The 20,907-nt window shown below is 61.5% G+C and carries 21 protein-coding genes; 15 read left to right on the forward strand and 6 right to left on the reverse strand.

What is annotated here, in order from left to right; all coding sequences use genetic code 11:
* Positions 1–76: 76 nt before the first annotated feature.
* Genes KZH41_RS14560 through KZH41_RS14575 form a run of 4 tightly spaced genes read left to right on the forward strand, consistent with a single transcriptional unit; the run spans position 77 to position 5,165 of the window.
* A complete protein-coding gene (locus KZH41_RS14560) occupies positions 77–2,179 on the forward strand; it encodes a TonB-dependent siderophore receptor (protein ID WP_412548780.1) in 2,103 nt (700 codons plus the stop codon).
* Complete coding sequence (locus KZH41_RS14565) at positions 2,179–2,448, forward strand: hypothetical protein (protein WP_094951148.1); 270 nt, start codon at positions 2,179–2,181, stop codon at positions 2,446–2,448. Before KZH41_RS14560 ends, KZH41_RS14565 begins: the two co-directional genes overlap by 1 nt.
* Positions 2,445–3,926, forward strand: coding sequence for a PepSY-associated TM helix domain-containing protein (locus KZH41_RS14570; protein WP_263275057.1), 1,482 nt, complete (start codon positions 2,445–2,447; stop codon positions 3,924–3,926). The genes KZH41_RS14565 and KZH41_RS14570 overlap by 4 nt, the downstream gene beginning before the upstream one ends.
* Positions 3,927–3,938: 12 nt before the next feature.
* Positions 3,939–5,165: a RhtX/FptX family siderophore transporter gene (locus KZH41_RS14575; RefSeq protein WP_263275058.1), complete on the forward strand. Its 1,227-nt coding sequence runs from the start codon at positions 3,939–3,941 to the stop codon at positions 5,163–5,165.
* Between the two features lie 77 nt (positions 5,166–5,242).
* Here KZH41_RS14575 and KZH41_RS14580 read toward each other — a convergent pair whose 3' ends face one another.
* Positions 5,243–5,425 carry a hypothetical protein gene (locus KZH41_RS14580; protein WP_263275059.1) on the reverse strand — a complete coding sequence of 61 codons (183 nt, stop codon included), beginning with the start codon at positions 5,423–5,425 and terminating at the stop codon, positions 5,243–5,245.
* A 4-nt stretch (positions 5,426–5,429) separates the two neighbouring features.
* Here KZH41_RS14580 and KZH41_RS14585 point away from each other — a divergent pair, with 4 nt between their 5' ends.
* Entirely contained in the window at positions 5,430–6,014 is a 585-nt protein-coding gene (locus tag KZH41_RS14585) for a DUF6687 family protein (protein WP_263275060.1), read from the forward strand.
* A gap of 346 nt (positions 6,015–6,360) precedes the next feature.
* A complete protein-coding gene (locus tag KZH41_RS14590) occupies positions 6,361–8,079 on the forward strand; it encodes a hydrogenase maturation protein (RefSeq protein WP_094951151.1) in 1,719 nt (572 codons plus the stop codon).
* 564 nt (positions 8,080–8,643) lie between these two features.
* Here the strand turns inward: KZH41_RS14590 and KZH41_RS14595 are convergent.
* From KZH41_RS14595 to KZH41_RS14605, 3 genes are all read right to left on the reverse strand, one after another.
* Positions 8,644–8,883 carry a hypothetical protein gene (locus KZH41_RS14595; protein WP_094953130.1) on the reverse strand — a complete coding sequence of 80 codons (240 nt, stop codon included), beginning with the start codon at positions 8,881–8,883 and terminating at the stop codon, positions 8,644–8,646.
* The gene (locus tag KZH41_RS14600) at positions 8,880–9,137 is read right to left on the reverse strand and encodes a DUF6555 family protein (RefSeq protein WP_094953131.1); all 258 of its coding nucleotides are present in this window, start codon (positions 9,135–9,137) and stop codon (positions 8,880–8,882) included. The genes KZH41_RS14595 and KZH41_RS14600 overlap by 4 nt, the downstream gene beginning before the upstream one ends.
* A gap of 101 nt (positions 9,138–9,238) precedes the next feature.
* A complete protein-coding gene (locus KZH41_RS14605) occupies positions 9,239–9,520 on the reverse strand; it encodes a hypothetical protein (RefSeq protein WP_263275061.1) in 282 nt (93 codons plus the stop codon).
* Positions 9,521–10,035: 515 nt separating this feature from the next.
* Here KZH41_RS14605 and KZH41_RS14610 point away from each other — a divergent pair.
* The 7 genes from KZH41_RS14610 (at position 10,036) to KZH41_RS14640 (ending at position 17,431) form a co-directional block, all read left to right on the forward strand.
* Entirely contained in the window at positions 10,036–10,983 is a 948-nt protein-coding gene (locus KZH41_RS14610) for an AraC family transcriptional regulator (RefSeq protein ID WP_263275062.1), read from the forward strand.
* A gap of 107 nt (positions 10,984–11,090) precedes the next feature.
* The gene (locus KZH41_RS14615; protein WP_263275063.1) at positions 11,091–12,467 is read left to right on the forward strand and encodes a Rieske 2Fe-2S domain-containing protein; all 1,377 of its coding nucleotides are present in this window, start codon (positions 11,091–11,093) and stop codon (positions 12,465–12,467) included.
* On the forward strand, positions 12,464–12,952 hold the full coding sequence (benB, locus tag KZH41_RS14620) for a benzoate 1,2-dioxygenase small subunit (RefSeq protein ID WP_094953135.1): 489 nt from the start codon (positions 12,464–12,466) through the stop codon (positions 12,950–12,952). The genes KZH41_RS14615 and benB overlap by 4 nt, the downstream gene beginning before the upstream one ends.
* A gap of 10 nt (positions 12,953–12,962) precedes the next feature.
* Positions 12,963–13,985 (forward strand): benzoate 1,2-dioxygenase electron transfer component BenC, encoded by a 1,023-nt coding sequence (benC, locus tag KZH41_RS14625; protein WP_094953136.1) that lies wholly within the window; start codon positions 12,963–12,965, stop codon positions 13,983–13,985.
* Positions 13,986–13,995: 10 nt separating this feature from the next.
* Positions 13,996–14,757 carry a 1,6-dihydroxycyclohexa-2,4-diene-1-carboxylate dehydrogenase gene (locus KZH41_RS14630; RefSeq protein ID WP_094953137.1) on the forward strand — a complete coding sequence of 254 codons (762 nt, stop codon included), beginning with the start codon at positions 13,996–13,998 and terminating at the stop codon, positions 14,755–14,757.
* A gap of 52 nt (positions 14,758–14,809) precedes the next feature.
* Positions 14,810–16,144 (forward strand): MFS transporter, encoded by a 1,335-nt coding sequence (locus KZH41_RS14635; protein WP_094953148.1) that lies wholly within the window; start codon positions 14,810–14,812, stop codon positions 16,142–16,144.
* Between the two features lie 39 nt (positions 16,145–16,183).
* Positions 16,184–17,431 (forward strand): OprD family porin, encoded by a 1,248-nt coding sequence (locus tag KZH41_RS14640; protein WP_094953138.1) that lies wholly within the window; start codon positions 16,184–16,186, stop codon positions 17,429–17,431.
* Here KZH41_RS14640 and KZH41_RS14645 read toward each other — a convergent pair.
* Complete coding sequence (locus tag KZH41_RS14645) at positions 17,428–17,652, reverse strand: DUF2790 domain-containing protein (RefSeq protein WP_094953140.1); 225 nt, start codon at positions 17,650–17,652, stop codon at positions 17,428–17,430. The two genes, KZH41_RS14640 and KZH41_RS14645, sit on opposite strands and share 4 nt — an antisense overlap.
* A 111-nt stretch (positions 17,653–17,763) precedes the next feature.
* Between KZH41_RS14645 and KZH41_RS14650 the strand changes: the two genes are divergently transcribed.
* Complete coding sequence (locus KZH41_RS14650) at positions 17,764–18,672, forward strand: LysR family transcriptional regulator (protein ID WP_263275064.1); 909 nt, start codon at positions 17,764–17,766, stop codon at positions 18,670–18,672.
* On the opposite strand, the gene KZH41_RS14655 is transcribed toward KZH41_RS14650, so the two are convergent.
* On the reverse strand, positions 18,669–19,583 hold the full coding sequence (locus tag KZH41_RS14655) for a LysR substrate-binding domain-containing protein (RefSeq protein WP_094953142.1): 915 nt from the start codon (positions 19,581–19,583) through the stop codon (positions 18,669–18,671). The genes KZH41_RS14650 and KZH41_RS14655 overlap by 4 nt on opposite strands.
* Positions 19,584–19,851: 268 nt before the next feature.
* On the opposite strand from KZH41_RS14655, the gene KZH41_RS14660 reads away from it, so the two are divergent.
* Positions 19,852–20,874 (forward strand): zinc-dependent alcohol dehydrogenase family protein, encoded by a 1,023-nt coding sequence (locus tag KZH41_RS14660; protein ID WP_094953143.1) that lies wholly within the window; start codon positions 19,852–19,854, stop codon positions 20,872–20,874.
* Positions 20,875–20,907: the final 33 nt, after the last annotated feature.

The following is a 20,907-nucleotide window of genomic DNA, read 5'->3' on the forward strand; positions in this document are numbered from 1 at the left end:
CGATACTAATGCGAATTATTATCGATAATGGGGCGGGGCAATGTCACACCGGGGAGCAGCAAAGGTTGGGCGGGGTTTGAAGCGTAACGGGGCACACTTGGGGATTGTGCTGGTATTGGGGTTGAGCCCATTGGCGCAGGCGATTGCCGCCGTGCAGTTGGGCAATGTCGAAATTGCCGGTGAGGACATCTCCGGCGATGTGACGTCGCCGGGCGTGACCAGCATCGGCAAGCTGCCGCTCAAGCTGCGTGAAACCCCGCAGTCAGTGAGTGTGATCGACCACGAGCGCATCGAGCAGCAAAACCTGTTCAGCCTCGACGAAGTGATGCAGCAGGCCACCGGCGTGACGGTGCAGCCGTTCCAGTTGCTGACCACCGCGTACTACGTGCGCGGCTTCAAGATCAACTCCTTCGAACTCGATGGCGTACCGGCGATGCTTGGTGAAACCGCCAGCTCGCCGCAGGATATGGCGGTGTACGAGCGCGTCGAGATCCTGCGTGGCTCCAACGGTTTGCTGCACGGCAGCGGCAACCCGGCGGCCACGGTCAACTTGGTGCGCAAGCGCCCGCAAAAGGAATTCGCCGCCAGCACCTTGCTCAGCGGCGGCAGTTGGGACCGCTACCGTGGCGAAGTGGATGTGGGCGGGCCGGTGACGCAAACCGGCAACGTGCGCGGGCGTGTGGTGGCGGCTTATGAGGACCGCGACTATTTTTACGACGTCGGCAAGCAAGACACGCAGTTGCTCTACGGCATCACCGAGTTCGACCTCAGCCCCGACACGCTGCTGACCTTGGGGGCGCAATACCAGACCATCGATTCGGTGACCAACATGGCCGGCGTGCCGATGGCCAAGGACGGTTCGAGCCTGAACCTGCCGCGCTCCACCTACCTGGATGTGGACTGGGACCGCTTCAAGTGGACCACGCGCCGGGTGTTCGGCTCCCTCGAGCAGCAACTCGATCACGACTGGAAAGCCAAGGTCGCGGCCGAATACCAGGACGCCGACTCCAGCCTGCGGTATGCCGGTGCCAATGGTGCCATCGACCCGCAAACCGGCGACGGTGCGAGCTTGATGAGCGGCGCGTACAAATTCAACAGCACCCAGAAGAGCGTGGATGCCTCGGTCAACGGCCCGTATTCGTTGTTCGGGCGCAGCCATGAGTTGCTGCTGGGCACCCATTACAGTCAGGGTGAGACCGAGCAGCACACCGCACCGTTCACCACGGCCCTGAATGTGCCGGTGAACGTGTATCGCTGGGACCCGAGCAGCGTGCCCAACCCCGGGATTGGCGCCTACACCTCGCCGGGTTCGACCACCACCACCTCCAAGGGCGTCTACGCGCTGACCCGCTACAAATTGTTCGACCCGTTGACGTTGGTGATCGGTGGCCGCGCCAGCTGGTGGGACCAGGACGCGCCGAAAAGCCACTTCACCCCTGGCCGCGAAATCACGCCGTATGGTGGCCTGATCTGGGACTTCGCGCAGAACTGGTCGTGGTACGCCAGCTACGCCGAGGTGTACCAGCCGCAGACCGGGCAAACCTGGAGCGGCGACCTGCTCAAGCCGGTCGAGGGCAAGACCTACGAAACCGGGATCAAGGGCGAGTTGGCCGATGGCCGCTTGAATGTGTCGCTGGCAGTCTTCCGTATCGACTTGGAAAACAACCCACAGGTGGACCCCGAGCACCCCGGTGCGGGGCCAAACACTTATTACATCAGTGGCGGCAAAGTGCGCAGCCAGGGCTTCGAGCTGGAAAGTACCGGCTATATCACCCCGCAGTGGAACGTCTCCGCCGGCTACACCTACACCACCACCGAGTACCTCAAGGACACCACCAACGCCTCGGGCGAACGCTATGCCGAGTTCACCCCGCGCCATATGGCGCGGATCTGGACCCAGTACGAATTGCCGTGGCAGGACCAGCGCTGGAGCGTCGGCGCCGGTGTGCAGGCGCAAAGTGATTACAGCGCACAATCCGGCGCGGTGACGCTGGAGCAGGGCGGTTATGCCTTGCTGAATGCGCGGGTCGCCTACCGTATCGATGACCATTGGACGGCCTCGGTCAATGGCAACAACCTGGCGGATCGCAAGTACTACCAGAGCCTGTCCAACGTGAATTGGAACAACCGCTACGGCGAGCCGCGCAGCCTCAACATGACCTTGCGAGGCACGTTCTGATGCTTGGCCCCTGGCCGCTACGCATCAGCCTGGCATTGGCCGGCAGTGTGCTCAGCAGCTTGCAACTGGCGGTGTTGCTGGCGCGGCATTACCCGTGGGGCGGCGGGTTGGAGCGCCTGTATGCCGGGGTGTTCCTGGGTTTGGGCTTTTTGGTGACGGTGCTGTTGTGGTCGCTGCTAGCACCGGATCGCAAGCGGCTGGTGTTGCGCTCCAGTGCCTGGCTGCTGCTGTTTACGCCCTGGCTGCTGTGGGATGGAACTTGGTCATGATGGGCGCACCGAGGGCGCTTGTGCAGCGCGTGCACGCCGGGGTGGGTGGCGTGTTTGGCGTGGTGCTGTTTGTGATCCTGCTGAGCGGCGCGTGGAGCATGGCCCATGAAGACCTGCGCGCTTGGTTTCGCGGCCCGGCGGCGCTGGCGCAAGGCCCGGCGTTGCCGCTGGCGCAATGGCTGGATATCGCCGGTGAGCGTGGCCTGGGATTGGGTGAATTGCGCATTCGCCTGCCGGATCGCAGCCACTCGGTGGTCGAGCTGTGCGGGTCGCCCAAGGATTGCAGTGTCGCGTTGGACCCGGCCAATGGTCGTGAACTGGCGTCGGGCAACGCAGCTGACATCCTGTTCAACCTGCACAAAAGCCTGTTCATCGGCTTCCCCGGAAGGATTCTGGTCAGCCTGCTGGGCGTGGTGCTGTTGCTGATGATCTGGGCGGGCAGCGCATTGCACAGTGGGCGTTTGCAAGACCTCAAACGCCTGCGTCGTGACCGTGGTGCGCGGGTGTTCGCCCATGACTTGCACAGCCTGATCGGCCGCTGGTGCGGGCCGTGGCTGCTGTTGTTCGGCGTGACCGGCGCGCTGTCCGGCCTCGGCGCGCTGGGCACGCTGGGCTTGGCGGGGCAGGCGTTTCCAGGCGCGCCGCAGCAAGCCTTTATGCAGTTGCTGGGCGCACCGCCGCAGGTCAGCCCACAGGCGGGGGCGGCACCGGTTGATCTCGATCAGTTGCTGCGCCGGGACGCCGTCGCCCATCCGGGTTTCTTTGCGCAAAACCTCGCCTTGCACCACTGGGGCGAGCCGGGCGCGTGGGTGGAAGTCAGCGGCATCCAACAAGGCGTGCCCAGCACCGCCGTATTTGAACGCCACACCTATCGCGGCGATGACGGCCTCGCCTTGGGCACCAGCAGTGCCAGCGGTCGCGGCCTGTGGTTGCAGGCGTTCATTGCGGTACAGCCGCTGCACTTTGCCGACTACCGCTGGGTGCCGTATGCCGGGCCGCTGCTGCGTGCGGTGCATTTCGCCATGGCCTTGGCAGCGGCGGTGCTGGTGCTCAGCGGCGTGTACCTGTGGCTGGAACGCCGCCGCCTGAAGGCTGGCGCCGGTTGGCAGGTGCTGTTGCGCCTGGTGGTCGGTGGTGGCGGCGGCTTGCTGACGGCCACTGCCGTGTTGCTGTGCGCCGGGGCGCTGGGTATCGGCAACTGGGCGTGGTGGTTCTGGGGCGGTTGGCTTGCCAGCGTGTTGCTCGCGTGTGTCGTCCCGCCAAACCGTCAACCGCTGCACTTGTTGTTGGCCGTGGCGGGTTTGGCCTTTGTCGCGGCGAGTGTGCTGCACCTGGCGGGGAGCTTGAAGCACGGCAGCCTGCCGCTATGGCCGATTGATCTTGTGTTGTTGCTGTGTGGCGCCAGTGCCTTGTTGGCACTGCGCCGTTTGATTGCTTTTACGCGTGCGGCACGGGTTGCCGCCGCTAACGTTGCCTGAGGGGAGACTCGTATGTTGGATCTGTTGAAACATTGGCGCATGGTGTTGACCTTCGCCCTGTTGTACCTGTCCCAGGGCATTTGCTTCGGCATCGCGATGGACGCCTTGCCGACCCTGCTGCGCCATGATGGCGCCGCGCTGCATGCGCTGGCATTCCTGCCGTTGGTGGGCCTGCCGTGGGTGATCAAGTTCATCTGGGCGCCCCAGGTCGATAACCATTGGAGTCCGCGCCTGGGACGGCGGCGCAGCTGGATCATACCGATGCAGATTCTGGTTCTGCTGTGCATCGCCACCCTGGCGAGCATCGGCCTGAGTGTGGAAACCGCAGGCATCGCCGTGGGCTTGCTGATTGTCGCCTCGCTGGCCAGCGCCACCCAGGACATCGCCACCGACGGCATGGCCGCCGAGTACTTCACCGGCAACATGCTCGCGCGCATCAACGCCATTCAGGTCGGCGGCACCATGGTCGGCTTTTTTGTCGGCGGCGCTGGCACCTTGCTGCTCAGTGGCTACCTGGGGCAAACCACGGCATTCAGTGTGCTGGCGCTGGTGCCGTTGCTGAGTCTGGTGTGCGTCGGTTGGCTGCACGTTGCACCGGCCAAGGACAAACAGCCGGACGTGGCCCACGCCTCGTTGTGGCGGTTTATCAAACGGCCCAAGGCAGTCTCGCTGGTAGTGCTGGCCTTGCTGTCGGCAATGACCTCGGTCTCGGGGTTCGGCTTGTCCAAACTGTTCCTGAATGACGCCGGTTGGTCCCTACAGGCCATCGGCCAATTGGGCATGAGCGGCGGCATGGTCACTGTCGTGCTCGGCTGCGGCGGCGGCGCTTGGCTGATTCGTGTGCTGGGCCTGTGGCCGACCTTCATCCTGGCGGTGGGCATGGCTGGCGTGGCCGCACTGATCTGGCTGTTGCAAGCCACCGGCCTGCTTGCCACGCAGACTGGCTTGATCTGGCTGGCGGTGGGTTTGGGCTCGTTTGCCACCGGCGCCACGTCGGTGGTGATCATGACCGCGTCCATGGCCTTTGCCGCCCAAAGCGATCAGGCGGGCACGGACATGACGGCTGTGCAAAGCACGCGGGATTTGGGCGAGATGTTGTCTTCGACGTTGCTCGTTGGGTTGACGGCTCAGGCGGGGTATAGCGGTGGGTTTCTTGCGGGGATTGTGATGGCGGTGTTGGCGTTGGGGGTGGCGTTGAATGTGTCGCGCCGAGGCCCGCGGGTGCAGGTGGCTGGCTGAACCGAACGTCTGCGACCCCTGTGCAGGTGGCATGAGCTAATGCCTTTGGGGGCAATGGTCGCTGGAGCCACCGAGGTTCACTGGCGGGGCTGAATGGTATAGACGCCGCGCCGATCCCCGGAGATCAGGTGCTCGCAGCGCTCGACCCTGGCGCTGTCGCCCATGGCGGCGCGCAATAGCTGCAGTTCTTGCTGCACAGCTGCTGAACCTTGAAACCAGAGTGCTGGGCGGGCGATCGGGATCATCAACAACCACTTCATTGATTTGCCCAGCGCCATCGGTATCGACCGTGACAGCCCGTTCCGGTATTTACCGCTGGGGCAAACCGCCCAGGTGCCGAATATCTCACTGGATTCGATTGATAACGCAGCGACATTACTGACCCTTTCACATTGGCCATCGAACCACGCACCAGCGCGTTATAAAGCCAACCTGTCAACGCAAAGTGCTTTCCACTGTCTGCGCGAAGGCGCTGGCGTGGACGGGGCGAGCGTTGTCACCAGCGATCACTTTGACTTGGATGGGCTGGCCTCCATTTATGCGTTTCTGGCGCCTGCCAGCGCGCTGCGGCACCAGGAGTTGTTGATCGATGTAGCCAGGCTCGGCGACTTCTCCAGGGGCACGTCACCCCAGGCGCGGAGGACGGCTTTTACCTTTAACGCGCTGGCGGCACAGGCGAAGCCGCCCGGCACGCTCGATGCCGATACGGCCCTGTTGCAGATCTACAAAGCCGTTTTGCCGAACGTGGAGCACGTGCTGGAGCACACCGAACATTACGCGCATTGCTATCTTGAAGGCATGGATCACCTGGCGCGCAGTGAGCGCCTGTTGAGCCCTTCAGCAGGATGAGTGTGAAGGCTGTACTTGGCAGTATGGCGGCGTCGAAAACATCATGCCGGCCTTGAAATGCGACCGTCCGGGCACTACGCGTTACTCAAGCACAACGGTACTGATGGAGTTGAGGCAGTTTTTAGCCGTAGCGCCCGTCGCCTGGCGCGGGTCGCGCCCTATTTCGTAAGCGGCTCATGTGAGGCCTTTACTTCGCCTGCTGGGTGTTAATGCGCAATTGGCTGACACAAGATTGATCCTGATCAGGTGACCTTCCCGGCAGGCCCTCTAACCTTGCGCTTCCATCAAAGGCCAGGGACGGCTCAAGGAGCGCCTCTGGCCGCGCATTCTCAAGGAAGAGTCAGCCATGCGGTCATTGAAGATCCTATTGTTATCCTCGGCGTTCAACGGTTTGACCCAGCGCGCCTGGCTGGATTTGCGCCAGTCGGGTCACGACCCCAGCGTTGTAGTGTTCACGGATGCAGCCACGGTATGCCGGCAGGTCGAGGATTCAGGCGCCGACCTGGTGATCTGCCCCTTTCTGAAAGACCGCGTGCCAGAGCAGCTATGGCGCAACCCGCAGCGCCCGGTGGTGATCATTCATCCGGGCATCGTCGGCGACCGTGGCGCCAGCGCGCTGGACTGGGCCATCACCCAGCAGGTCAGGCGCTGGGGCGTTACGGCGCTGCAGGCGGTGGAGGAAATGGACGCCGGGCCGATCTGGTCGACGTGTGAATTCGACATGCCTGGCGAGGTGCGCAAATCTGAGTTGTACAACGGCCCAGTGAGTGACGCCGCGATCGTTTGCATCCGCGACGTGGTGGAAAAGTTCACCCAGGGTTTCGTCCCGGTGCCGCTCGACTACACGCAAGCCCATGTGATCGGGCGTTTGCAGCCAAACATGACCCAGGCTGACCGCATCTTCAGTTGGTTCGATTGTGCACGCTTCATCAAACGCAGCATCGACGCCGCCGATGGCCAGCCCGGCGTGTTGGCAAGCCTCCAGGGCGGGCAGTATTACCTGTACGACGCGCATCTGGATTCACGCCACGGCACGCCGGGCGACATCCTCGCAGTACAGGACGACGCGGTGCTGGTTGCCGCCGGCGATCACAGCCTGTGGATCGGCTCGCTCAAACGCAAAGCCCAGCCAGGGGAGGAGACCTTCAAGCGGCCGGCACGTCATGTGCTGGCTGAGGGGTTGGCAGACGTCCCGGTGTTGGACAGCTCGATCGCCCACCAGACGTTCAATGCGCTGGCCTATCAACCGATTCGTTACCAAGCATTCGGTCACGTCGGCGAACTGACGTTTGAGTGCTACAACGGTGCTATGAGCACCGAACACTGCCAGCGGCTGGTGGCTGCGTTGCGTTGGGCTAAGGCGCGAGACACTCAGGTGCTGTTGATCAAGGGCGGGCGTGGGAGCTTTTCCAATGGGGTGCACCTCAATGTTATCCAGGCTGCCAAGGTGCCGGGGCTGGAAGCCTGGGCCAACATTCAGGCCATCGACGATGTTTGCCAGGAGTTGCTCACGGCCAGGCAACTGGTGGTCTGCGGTCTGACCGGCAGTGCCGGCGCGGGCGGCGTAATGCTGGCGTTGGCCGCCGACATTGTGTTGGCCCGCGAGGGTGTCGTCCTCAACCCTCATTACAAAACCATGGGGCTGTATGGCTCTGAATACTGGACCTACAGCCTGCCGCGGGCTGTCGGCAGTCAAATCGCGCATAAGCTCACCGAAGAGTGCCTGCCGATCAGTGCCCTCCAGGCCCAGCAATACGGGATGGTCCAGGCCATCGGCCCACGTTGCCCGCAGGCCTTCAGTCAGTGGCTTTTGCAACAGGCCAGCAGCGCGCTGAGCGATGAGGCATACGTTCTAGCCCGCACACGCAAAGCTACGATGGATCTGGCACAGATTGAACGTTGCCGAGAGCTCGAACTGGTACAGATGCAGTTAGACATGGTGCACAACCGCCAACAGTTCGCTGAGAAGTGCCGCAACTTTGTGTACAAGCGTAAAGCCTGCCAGAGCCCGCAGCGGTTGATGGCGGCATGGGCATTGGCGCGCGAGACGGCGTTGGTGGGTTGATGGCGGGGGTTAGGTAGATTGAGTACATATCCGTTGCTGCGGTAACGGCCACCTAGGGTTTCGCTCTTACAGCGAGTCACTTTTTTACAAACGCCTAAAAAAGTAACCAAAAAACGCTTTGCCCCACCACTCGGTGCCTCGCTTAGGCTCGGCATGCCCGCACGCAGGCTTGAATCCGTGGGCCGCCGCGATGGGCCATCCTTGGCCCAGCGCGGCTAACCCGGCGTCCTGCCGGGTTACCCACGGATTCAAGCCTGCGTGCGGCCATCGTGGTTAACGGGGCCTGTCAGATCAAGATCAAAATCTACAGCACGGCGGCCTAGTAGCCGACCTGAGTGGTTGAAGCAAAAGCAGAGCAAAAGCAAAGCAGCACACATCTACCTGAATGTACTGAGATCTAAATGTGGGAGCGGGCTTGCTCGCGAAGGCGGTGGGTCAGTCAGCACATGTGTAACTGATGCACCGCCTCCGCGAGCACGTCGCACCGCCGCTCCCACAATTTGACCGAGTTTAGCTGCCAAGATCAGGTCGGCGGTAAGGCCGCCTTGGCTTTGCTTTTGATCTTCAGCCCCGCGCGGCGCGCTTTATACGCATCCACTCATGGTAAGCGGCGGTGCGCTGCGCGTCTGCTATGCGCTTGGCTTGGGTGAAGCGCGACCAGGTCACCGCGTCGCCGCTGTAGGCTTCGATGAGCTTGTAGGCGTGTGCATCAAGCCGGTCCGCTTCGAAAAACATCTTGGTGTTTTGCGCTATTTCGTCTTCCAGTGCCTGCTTGGCCGTGTACTCAAAGGTCTGGCTGATCACGGTGTAAGTCCCTCCATCCATTGGATTGCCGCTGCGCCGCTCCAGCGCACCTCAGTGATTCCATATTTTTCTGCGATCGGTTTAGTCAGACGTTTTATCGTGTGCTGACCAAATCTGGGTATCACTGCCACACCCGCATCGCAACTGGCCCAGTGCCAAGCTTCCGTATTGTTCATCTGCGGTGCGCGGACGATAAAAGACTTCGTCACGCCGTGGAGTTGATATTCGATAGTAAACAGTTCGCTCGCGTTCATGAGGACTCCTGATGCTCATGAAGTACAGATATTTGGCGTCAAAAAAGATTCAAAAAATTGTCTGACAATGCGACGGTCGTTGCGATGCCAGGGAATCGGTGTCAGTCATCCACTGTAAACGTCACCCAGCCAGGGCCATCAGTCGAACGTTCAATTTCGGCGATCACACCACCGACAGTTGAACCGTCCGGCAAGTTGACCGCGACAAAGTTGGGGTGGCCAGGCCATTGCAGTGGCCTGTCGAAACTCAAGCGTGCAAGGGTGGGTTTGCCGCTGCTGGTCAGTTGAATTCTGACCGACTCATTAAGGTGCTCATCCGAGTGGGTGCCTATGTGCCGAGAGGCGGTGATGACATTGGCGATACCTTGAAAATCGTACGACATGGTGGCTGTCCTTTTTTAGTGGCTGGCGGATTCAACCGCGTTGATCTTTTGCGAGCGCAACCTCTGCGCTCCGCGCGTTGGCTTACCTAGTGGGTAGAGGCGGCGAGGCGACGTATCGTTCCATCGGAGTGACCGAAAAGCCTTGGTGTGCCAGACAGTTGGAGCGAGTACGGTGAGTCGGTGCGTTCGCGCTACCTTGCCCTGTACCCGTTCACCGAGAACCACCGCCATATCCACGGCGCCAACCTGGCGTTAAGTGCCGGTGCCTACCGCAACGAAGGTGGGTTTCAGCACCTGGTTGCGCACGATCTTTGCGTGGGTGCTGACCCTGATTGTATTGTTTCAAAGTATGAAATCGCCATCTTCACCTCAAACCTACCCCCGACGCACCCCGGAAACACGGCCGCAGCCCATCTGACGATACCTCCAGGGTATTCATTCAGACCTTATCCATATTGGACGCCCCATACCCCAGGCGTCAGCCTAAGCCCAATAACTATAAAAGAGGCGCAACCATGACCGTGCTATTGAGTGAGCGCAGCCAGATATTCCAGGGGGCCGATGCCTATGCGGTGTCGGACTACGTCAACCAGCATGTCGGCAGCCACTGCATTCGCCTGCCCCCCAAGGGGCGGCCGCAGGCGAGTATCAGCCATCGCACGTTTTCCAGCCTGGACTTGTGCCGCATCAGCTACGGCGCGCCGGTGCGGGTCACGTCGGTGGCGCTGGAAACCATCTATCACTTGCAGATTTTGCTGAGTGGCCACTGCCGCTCCAACTCCCGTGGCGAGGAACAGGTGTTGGGCGCGGGCGAGATCCTGCTGATCAACCCGGATGATCCGGTGGACCTGACCTATTCTGCCGACTGCGAAAAATTCATCATCAAATTGCCGGTGCGGCTGCTGGAAAACGCCTGCCTTGAGCAGCACTGGACGCTGCCGCAGTCGGGCATCCGCTTCGCGACGGCACGCCACGCACTCACTGAAATGAACGGTTTCCTGCAGTTACTGGGGCTGATCTGCCATGAGGCGGAAAACGCCGCTGAGCCGCAGATGCAGAGTCTGTATGAGCGCATCGTGGCGAATAAGCTGTTGGCGCTGCTCGCCAACAATGTGCTGCGAGTGGTCCCTCAGACGGCGCAAGGCGGTGGCTTTGAGGCGGTGCGCGAGTTCATCGAGCAGCACCTGGCCGACGACATCAGCGTCGAGCAACTGATGGCGGTTGCGAAGGTCAGCGAACGGTCGCTGTACAGCCTGTTTGAGCGCCAGGTTGGCCTGTCGCCGCGTGACTATGTGCGGCGGCGCAAGCTCGAACGAGTGCACACGCGCCTGCAACTGAGCACCGCGCGCAGTGTGACGGAGGTGGCGCTGGACCATGGTTTCATGCACCTGGGGCGCTTCAGTGAGGCCTATCGCAAACGCTTTGGCGAGCTGCCGTCGCAGACCTGGAAACGTCATCGATAAGTGGTATGCGCCAAGTGGACAGTGATGTGCAGAAACCGGATATCGAGGCGTAGGGCAAACAACTACGGTGGGGACGCCTGATACAAGAAAAACGGAGGGCCTGCCCCATGATCAGTAAACTCGACCGCCTCGCCAGCCAACTGCGCGAGTCCGTTCAGGAAGATCCCGCTACCGGGGTGTTCCGCTGCCGCCGCGACATTTTCACCGACCCCGACGTGTTCGCCCTGGAAATGCAGCACATTTTCGAAGGGGGTTGGCTCTACCTGGCCCACGAAAGCCAGGTGCCCGAGATCAACGACTACTTCACCACGTGGATCGGCCGTCAGCCGGTGGTCATCACCCGCGACAAACAGGGCGTCCTGCATGGCCTGGTCAACGCCTGCGCACATCGCGGCGCCGTGCTCTGCCGGCGCAAACAAGGCAACAAAGGGTCGTTCACCTGTCCCTTTCACGGCTGGACGTTCAGCAACGCCGGCAAGCTGCTCAAAGTCAAAGATGCGAAGACTGGGGCTTATCCGGACAGCTTCGACTGCGATGGCTCCCACGACCTCAAGCGCCTGGCGCGCTTTGAAAACTACCGTGGCTTTCTGTTCGGCAGCCTCGGCGAAGACGTGCCGGAACTGAGCGATTACCTGGGCGAAACCCGCGTGATCATCGACCAGATGATCGACCAGGCCCCGCTGGGCCTGGAGGTGCTGCGCGGCAGTTCGTCGTATGTATACGACGGCAACTGGAAGCTGCAGATCGAGAACGGCGCCGACGGTTATCACGTCAGCTCCGTGCACTGGAACTACTCGGCGACCATGGGCCGGCGCAATTACGAGGCCGAAGGCACGCGCACTGTCGACGCCAATGGCTGGTCGAAAAGCCTGGGCGGCGTCTATGCCTTCGATCACGGGCATATCCTGCTGTGGACGCGCCTGCTCAACCCTGAAGTGCGCCCGGTGCACGCCCACCGTGCCGAGTTGGCCGAGCGTCTGGGCCAGGCGCGTGCCGACTTTATTGTCGACCAGACCCGTAACCTGTGCCTCTATCCCAATGTGTACCTGATGGACCAGTTTTCGACGCAGATCCGCGTGGTGCGGCCCATTGCGGTCGACAAAACCGAAGTGACGATTTATTGCATGGCGCCCATCGGCGAAAGCGCCCAGGAGCGGGCGACGCGTATCCGCCAGTACGAAGATTTTTTCAACGTCAGCGGCATGGGCACCCCGGATGACCTGGAAGAGTTTCGGGCCTGCCAGACCGGTTACCAGGGCGCGAGCAGCTTGTGGAATGACCTCAGCCGTGGCGCCAAGCAGTGGGTGGAAGGGGCCGACGAGAACGCCCTGGCCATGGGCATGCACCCGCAACTGAGCGGGGTTAAAACCGAAGACGAGGGCTTGTTCGTGCGCCAGCATGCGCACTGGGCCCAGAGCCTGCAGCGTGCGATCCAGCGCGAGAGGCAAGGGCTGATAGCCAGCGACCGTGAGGTGCAGCCATGAGCCTGCGCCGTGACTGCCTGCTGGACTTTCTCTACCGCGAGGCGCGCCTGCTGGACGACCGTCAGTGGGATCAATGGCTGGCGTGCTACTCGCCCACGGTGGAGTTCTGGATGCCCGCCTGGGACGACCACGACACCCTCACCGAAGACCCGCAACGTGAAATCTCGCTGATCTACTACCCCAGCCGTGACGGCCTGGAAGACCGCATCTTCCGGATCAAGACTGAACGCTCTAGCGCCAGCACGCCCGAGCCACGCACCGTGCACATGATCACCAACTTGGAGGTGCTGGCCGACGACGGGGCGCAGGTGGAGTTGCGCTTTAACTGGCAAACCCTGAGCCATCGCTACAAGACCACGGACAGCTATTTCGGCACCTCGTTTTATTGCCTCGACATCGGCGCCGAACAGCCGCTGATCACGCGTAAGAAGGTGGTGTTGAAAAACGACTACATCCACCAGGTCATTGACATCTACCACATCTGAGGACACCGCCATGACCTATGCCATTGCCCTGAACTTCGAGGATGGCGTGACCCGTTTCATCGACTGCAAGGTGGGTGAAAAGGTGCTCGATGCCGCCTTTCGCCAACGCATCAACCTGCCGATGGACTGCTCGGACGGCGTATGCGGTACCTGCAAGTGCCGCTGCGAAACCGGCGCCTATGACTTGGGCGACGACTACATCGAAGACGCCTTGAGCGAAGATGAAGCCCAGGAACGCCAAGTGCTGACCTGCCAGATGGTGCCTCAGTCCGACTGCGTGATCGCTGTGCCAGTGCCGTCCAGCGTCTGCAAGACCGGCACCGCGCAGTTTGTCGCGACGCTGGCGAGCATTACCCGGCATGCCGATGCCGCGCTGCAGGTGAGTTTCGAGCTGGATCAGGTGCCGGTCTTTCTGCCTGGCCAGTACGTGAATATCGGCGTCCCCGACAGCGGGCAGACGCGCTCGTATTCGTTCAGCAGCCGCCCCGGCGATACGCGTGCAAGTTTTCTGATCAAGCACGTGCCTGGCGGTTTGATGAGCGGCTGGCTGGAGCGCGCCTGCCCGGGTGACAGCGTGCCCATGACCGGGCCTTTGGGCAGTTTCTACCTGCGTGAGGTCGTGCGGCCGTTGTTGTTGCTGGCCGGCGGCACCGGCCTGGCGCCGTTCCTGTCGATGCTTGAAGCACTTGCGCAGCGTGAGGAAAGCCGCCCGATCACGCTGATCTATGGCGTGACGCGAGATCAGGACCTGGTATTGATCCAGACGCTGGAGGCCTTCACGGCGCGGCTGCCCAATTTAAGCGTGGTGACCTGCGTGGCCGACCCGAAAACCGCCCACCTGCGCCAGGGGTATGTCACCCAGCACATGGCCCCTGAGGCACTCAACGGCGGTGACGTCGACGTGTACCTGTGTGGCCCGCCGCCGATGGTCGATGCGGTGCGCCAGCACTTCAAGCAGCAAGGCGTGAGCCCGGCCAGTTTCCATTACGAGAAGTTCACCGCTAACGCCATCGCCAGCAGCGATGCCGCCTGAGGACATGCCCATGAATCCACGTTTCAACAACAAGGTTGCGCTGGTCACCGGCGCAGCCCAGGGCATCGGCCGGCGTGTCGCCGAACGTTTGCTGGAGGAGGGCGCCTGGCTGGTCGCGGTCGATCGCTCCGAGCTTGTGCATGAATTGCAGCAGGAGCGGGCGCTGATCCTCACCGCCGACCTGGAACAACACGCCGAGTGCGCACGGGTGATGGCCGCCGCCCAGGCGCGGTTCGGGCGTATCGACATTCTGGTCAACAACGTCGGCGGCACTATCTGGGCCAAACCCTTTGAACACTACGCCGTCGGTGAGATTGAAGCCGAAGTGCGCCGCTCGCTGTTCCCCACGCTGTGGTGCTGCCATTGCGTGTTGCCCTACATGCAGGAACAGGGCCGCGGCGCCATCGTCAATGTCTCGTCGGTGGCCACACGCGGGGTCAACCGCGTGCCCTATGGCGCGGCCAAGGGCGGGGTGAATGCCCTGACCGCCTGCCTGGCCCTGGAAACCGCCGGCAGTGGCATCCGCGTCAACGCCACCGCGCCCGGTGGCACCGAGGCACCGCCGCGCCGCATCCCGCGCAACAGCCAGCCGCAAAGCGAGCAGGAACGCGTGTGGTACCAACAGATTGTCGACCAGACCCTCAACAGCAGCCCGATGAAGCGCTACGGCAGCATCGACGAACAAGCCTGCGCGATTCTGTTTCTGGCCTCTGACGAAGCCTCCTATATCACCGGCGTGACGTTGCCGGTAGGCGGTGGCGACCTCGGCTGACCCGCTGTTCCTGCAGACACTGACTCACAAAAACAAAAAAGAGAGCACTGCCATGCGTACCCATGATGTTCATTCAATTATTGATAATGCGCCGTTCAACCGCTTCCACTGGCTGGTCGTGAGCCTGTGTGCCTTGCTGTTGATCTTTGACGGTTATGACTTGTTTATCTACGGCGTGGTGCTGCCGTCGATCATGCGCGAGTGGGGGCTGACCCCCTTGCAGGCCGGCGCGCTGGGCAGCTATGCGCTGTTCGGCATGATGTTTGGGGCGCTGATCTTCGGCACCCTGGCGGACCGCTTCGGGCGCAAGAAAGGCATCGTATTTTGCTTCGCGTTGTTCAGCATCGCCACGGTGATCAATGGCTTTGCCACAAGCCCCACCGAGTTCGGAATCTGGCGGTTTATCGCCGGGCTCGGCTGCGGCGGGTTGATGCCCAATGCGGCGGCGCTGATCAACGAATATGCGCCAAAAAAAGTGCGCAGCACCTTGATGGCCGTCATGTTCAGCGGTTATTCCCTGGGCGGGATGCTTGCAGCCAGCGTGGGGATTTTCATGCTGCCGAGCTATGGCTGGCAGTCGATGTTTTTTGTCGCGGTCATCCCGCTGCTGCTGTTGCCGCTGATTGTGTACTGGCTGCCCGAGTCCATCGGCTTTCTGATCCGCCAGGGCCGTGTGGATCAGGCACGGGCGCTGCTTAATCGGCTGTCGCCGGGCACTGTAATCAATGCCGAAGATGAACTGGTCGTCACCGACAGCAAAGGCAAAGGCGCCTCGGTGGTGGAGCTGTTCCGCCATGGTTTGGCCTTACGCACGGCGATGATATGGACTGCGTTTTTCTGCTGCCTGCTGATGGTCTACGCCCTGAGTTCGTGGCTGCCCAAGCTGATGGCAGGCGCCGGTTACAGCCTGGGGTCGAGCCTGTCGTTCCTGATTGCCCTGAACCTGGGCGGTATGGCCGGGGCGCTTGTCGGCGGTCGTTTGGGCGATCGGCTGAACCTAGTGAAAGTCGTGATCGGCTTCTTTATCGCCGCGGTGGTATCCATCAGCCTGCTGGGCATTAACAGCCCGATGCCGGTCCTGTACCTGCTGATCTTCGTCGCGGGCGCTACCACTATCGGCACGCAAATCCTGCTGTATGCCGGGGCGGCGCAGCTCTATGGCTTGTCGATTCGCGCCACCGGCTTGGGTTGGGCCTCCGGCATCGGGCGTAATGGCGCGATTGTCGGTCCGCTGCTGGGCGGCGCACTGATGGCGATCGAGTTGCCCCTGCAATTGAACTTCATGGTGTTTGCCATACCCGGTGCCATTGCCGCACTGGCGATGAGCGTATTCGCCCTGAACGAACGGCGCTCCATCGCGGCCTTGCCGGCCGCCCAGACGCTGTGACCTCCCAAACCGTCGATAACAATAACTAAGAGCAACGACATGAACACACAACGTATCTGGCACGCCCTGTTGGGCGTGCCCCTTGCGGCGACGGCTGACGAGGGCGATTTTTTCAAGGATTCCACAGCCACCTTGCAGGCCCGTAACTACTACTTCAGCCGTGACTTCTCGGACATCGTCGGCGCCAACAAGCAATCCAGGGCCGAAGAGTGGGGCCAGGGTTTTATTCTGACCTACAAATCCGGCTATACCCCTGGGCCCGTGGGTTTTGGCCTGGACGCGCTGGGCACCCTGGGCCTCAAGCTCGACAGCAGCCCGGATCGGGCCAATACCGGCTTGCTGCCGGTCAAGGACGATGGCCGTGCCGCCGATGACTACAGCCGCCTCGGGCTGACCTTCAAGGCCCGCTTTTCTAAAACCGAATTGAAGGCCGGTGAATTACAGCCCAACCTGCCGGTGCTGGCCTTCAGTGACATCCGCCTGCTGCCGCCGAGTTACCAGGGGGTGAGTCTGAGCTCCAGTGAGATCAGCGGCCTCACGCTGCAGGCCGGGCACTTGACCACTACCAGCCTGCGCAATGAGGCCGGTGACGAGAAGATGATCGCCATGCTCGGCCATGTGCCGCAGCGCGGGGCCAAGAGTGACGCGTTCAACTATGTCGGCGGCGACTATGCCTTCAACGGCAATCGCACCAGCGTCAGCCTCTGGCATGGTCAGCTCAACGACATCTATGCCCAGAACTTTATCGGCCTCAAGCACAGCCAACCGGTAGGGGCTTGGGTGCTGGGCGCCAACCTGGGTTACTACGATGCGCAAGAGGAGGGCGACAAACTGCTCGGCAAAATCGACAACCAGGCGTTCTTCTCGTTGCTGTCGGCCAAGCGTGGCGGCCACACCTTCTATGTGGGTTATCAGGCGATGTACGGCGACAGCGCCTTCCCACGCGTGTTTGCCAATATCACGCCGCTGGGCAACGAGGTGCCCACCTACGAGTTCGCCTATACCGACGAGCGCTCCTGGCAGGTGCGCTACGACTACGACTTTGCGGCGCTGGGTATTGCGGGGTTGACGACCACGGTGCGCTATATCACCGGCGACAACGTGACCACCGGCGCGGGCTATGAGGGCAAGGACCGCGAGCGTGACCTCGAGATCGGTTATGCCGTGCAAAGTGGCGTATTGAGTGGCCTGGGTATTCGCGTACGCAATGTGATGGCGCGTTCCAACTACCGCAGCGACATCGATGAGAACCGGCTGATCCTCAGTTACACCTGGAAGCTGCTTTAAACGCCGCCCTGGCAAGTGCCCATCACCGTGTAGGTGACGGTGTGGCGGGCGCCCTGGCTATCGAGGTACACCAGGGTCGCCGGCTCCACTTGGCAACTGCCGGGTACCGCGGTGGTGGACACCACGTGCTGGATATCCAACGCCGGGCTGTCATTGCCGCCGGCGGCAAAAGCACCGGTGGCAGTGAAGAGCAAGATAAGGCTTAGAAATCTGATGTTCATGCTGTGGCCCTCTGTTCAGTAGGGTCCAGTGTAGTGGCTCCGGCGCGGGGTTAAAGCCGCGAACCGGTAAATGACTCGTACGTATTACGTAGCAATCAAGGTGCAACGCTGATGGATCTGCTCAATGGTATGCGGGTGTTTGCCCAGGTTGTCGACAGCGGCAGTTTTGCGTCGGCAGCAGAGGTGTTGGCGCTGTCCGGCGCGCAAGTGTCCCGCTTGATCTGCGACCTGGAACAGCATCTGCAAGCGCGCCTGCTGCAGCGCACAACCCGGCGCTTGCGCCTTACCGAGTCAGGCGAGCGTTTCCTACTGCGCTGCCGAGGCATTCTCGACGACATCAACGCCGCCACCGCCGAAGCCAGCGGCGCCCACCTCAACCCGCGCGGATGCTTGCGGGTGCACTGCATGAGCGGGCTGGGCGTACTGATCACGCCGTTGATCGCCCGTTACAGTGAGCACTACCCCGACGTGTCCATCGCGCTGACCCTTTCACAGCACAACCCGGACCCCCTTGAAGAAGGGCACGACGTGGTCATCTGCATCGCCCATGCGTTGCCGGATTCGGCCCTGGTCAGCCAGACGATCGGCCAGTTATTCAGCGTGACTTGCGCAGCCCCCGGCTACCTGGCCAAACACGGCGTGCCCGAGCATCCGCTTGAGCTGCTGCAGCACCGGCGCCTGCATTTAAGAGACTTTCAGGAGGACGAATGGCTGTTCCCGGGCGAAGCGGGCGACATTGCCATTGCGCCCGGCACCACCTTCAAAACCAACGTCGCCGACGCCATGGTCAAGGCGACACAAGAGGGCATGGGCATCAGCCTGTTACCGTTTTTCAGCGCCCACGCAGTCTTGCAGGACGGTTCGCTGGTGCGGTTGCTGCCGGCTTACAAACTGCGCGAACGGCGTATTTTCGCAGTGTACCCGTCGCGGCGGTTTCTGGATGCCAAGGTACGCACCTGGGTGGAGTGGTTACGCGAGCAACTGCCGGTGCTGTTGGGCGATTACGCCGAGGATTTTTAGAGGCTGTCGGGGTCTCCAAAAAACATCTGAATCCGCGACCGCAGCCAGCGTTCGCCTGGGTCATTATCCTGCGACCCACGCCAGGCCATATGCAGTTCGAACGTACGCACTGGCAATGGCGGGTCCTCTGCGCGCAAACCGCCTGCTGAGGTCAGCGCCTCGGCCGCATAGTCCGGCACGGTCGCCAGAATATCGGTGCCGGCGAGCAAGGTGCCCAACCCGTTGAACTGCGGCACGGCGAGGACCACGTGGCGTTTGCGATCGAGCTTTTCCAGCTCTTCATCGATAAACCCGCTCAGGTCGCCGGAGAACGACACCAGCGCGTGGGGGCGGGCGCAGAAGTCGTCCAGGCTCAGCGAGCCGGGCACGCTGTCGGCGCGCAGCAGTTTCGGCAAGCTGCGGCGCAGTACTTTGCGTTTAGCGTTGGCTGGTAGGTCGGCGGTGTAGCTGACGCCGATGGAAATCTCGCCAGAAGCCAAGAGGCCCGGCATCAGGATGTAGTTAACGCGGCGTACCACCAGCACGATGCCGGGGGCTTCGGCGCGCAGGCGCTTGAGCAACTGGGGGAGCAGGGCGAATTCAACGTCGTCGGACAAACCGATACGGAACACGGCCGTACTGGTGGCCGGGTCGAATTCGGCGGCGCGGCTCACGGCGGTGGAAATCGAGTCCAGCGCGGGAGAGAGCAGGGCGAAGATTTCCACGGCGCGGGCCGAGGGTTCCATGCTGCGCCCGGTACGTACAAACAGCGGGTCATCGAACAGACCACGCAGGCGCGACAAGGCCGCGCTGATGGCCGGCTGACCGAGAAACAGTTTCTCGGCGGCACGGGTCACGCTGCGCTCATGCATCAAGGTTTCGAATACGATCAAGAGGTTAAGGTCGACACGACGCAGGTCGTTACGGTTCATCTTGTGTCCTGGAAGAGTCAGCTTACTTGACGAGAGCGGCCACCTACAGAGCCCTTGGGTTCCATGTAGACGCATGACCGGCATGAATCTTACGGGGAAAGGCTGGTACTCTGCACAAGATAATTGAGTTTTCCTACGATAGCTGAGGTCAATACCTCAGTTGCGGAATCAATGACAAGCATGTCGACTATTAACGGCGACCGGTGGCCTTACCTGGAAAGCCCAGATAGAGTTCATGGCATTAGAGGTTACTTTGACGAGGTTTGCGATGTCCCGCACGATTCGTTTTCACAAGTTTGGTCCGGCCGAGGTGCTCAAGTGCGAAGAGCATGTAGCCGCGCAGCCCGCACCGGGCGAAGTGCAGGTGCGTGTCGAGGCGATTGGCATCAGCTGGTATGACATTCTATGGCGCCAGAACCTGGCGTCTTCCCATGCACGTCTGCCGTCCGGCCTTGGCCACGAGATGGCCGGGGTGGTTGTAGCCCTCGGCGACGGCGTGGATGACTTGGCAGTGGGCGATAAAGTGGCCAGTTTTCCGGCCGAGAGCCCCAATGATTATCCGGTGTATGGCGAACAGATCGTCCTGCCCCGTTCAGCCTTGACCCGCTATCCGGACGTCTTGAGCCCGATTGAAGCCAGCGTGCACTACACGCCGCTGCTGATTGCCTACTTTGCCTACGTGGACTTGGCGCGGGTCAAACCCGGCCAATTCGCCTTGGTCACCGACGCGAGTCACTGCTCTGGCCCCTCGTTCGTGCAACTGGGCAAAGCCCTGGGCGTGCGGGTGATTGCCGCGACCAAAGACAGTGCCGAGCGTGAGTACCTGCTGTCCCTGGGCGCGGAAAAGGTGATCGTCACTGAAGAACAGGATTTGCTCATGCAGATCAACAAGTTCACCGATAATCGCGGCGTAGACGTGGTGTTCGATGGCTTGGGCGGCCCGCAAATGTCGCTGCTCGGTGATGTACTGGCACCGCGTGGCAGCCTGGTGCTTTATGGCCTGCAAGGTGGCAACCAGACGCCATTCCCGGCCTGCGCCGCCTTCCAGAAGAACATTCAGTTCTTTGTTCACTGCATCGGCAACTTCACCGGCAAGCCGGAGCTGGGCATCATTCAAGACCAGGTTGCGTTGCAGCGTGCCTTGCGTGATATCAACCAACTGACGGCTGATCGCGTGCTGGTGCCGCTTAAAACCACGGTGTTTGCGTTCAACCAGTTCGTGGAAGCGCACCGTTATATGGACGAATGCCCGTGCCGCGAGCGAGTTGCATTGCAGGTTGAAGCTGTTTGAGGTGTAGGAATATTCGCAAAGGAGTATTCCAAA

It is taken from the genome of Pseudomonas sp. YeP6b (assembly GCF_025642995.1).
In the GTDB taxonomy this organism is placed as follows: Bacteria; Pseudomonadota; Gammaproteobacteria; order Pseudomonadales; family Pseudomonadaceae; genus Aquipseudomonas.